The 315-nt window shown below is 54.0% G+C and carries 1 pseudogene; it reads right to left on the bottom strand.

The features are described 5' to 3' along the window. Nucleotides 1-315, bottom strand: a pseudogene (locus BFF42_RS21460) (IS1-like element IS1X2 family transposase); the annotation flags it as partial.

The following is a 315-nucleotide window of genomic DNA, read 5'->3' as shown; positions in this document are numbered from 1 at the left end:
TGACCTTGTCATGCAGCTCCACCGATTTTGAGAACGACAGTGACTTCCGTCCCAGCCTTGCCAGATGTTGTCTCAGATTCAGATTATGTCGCTCAATGCACTGAGTGTAACGCTTGCTGATAACGTGCAGCTTTCCCTTCAGGCGTGATTCATACAGCGGCCAGCCATCCGTCATCCATACCACGACCTCAAAGGCCGACAGCAGGCTCAGAAGACGCTCCAGTGTGGCCAGAGTGCGTTCACCGAAGACGTGCGCCACAACCGTCCTCCGTATCCTGTCATACGCGTAAAACAGCCAGCGCTGACGTGATTTAG

The sequence above is a fragment of the Shigella sp. FC1661 genome (genome assembly GCF_001712525.1).
Classification (GTDB): Bacteria; Pseudomonadota; Gammaproteobacteria; order Enterobacterales; family Enterobacteriaceae; genus Escherichia; species Escherichia coli.
Note: the sequence above shows the minus strand (reverse complement) of the source record. Positions and strands in the feature narration are given on the sequence as shown.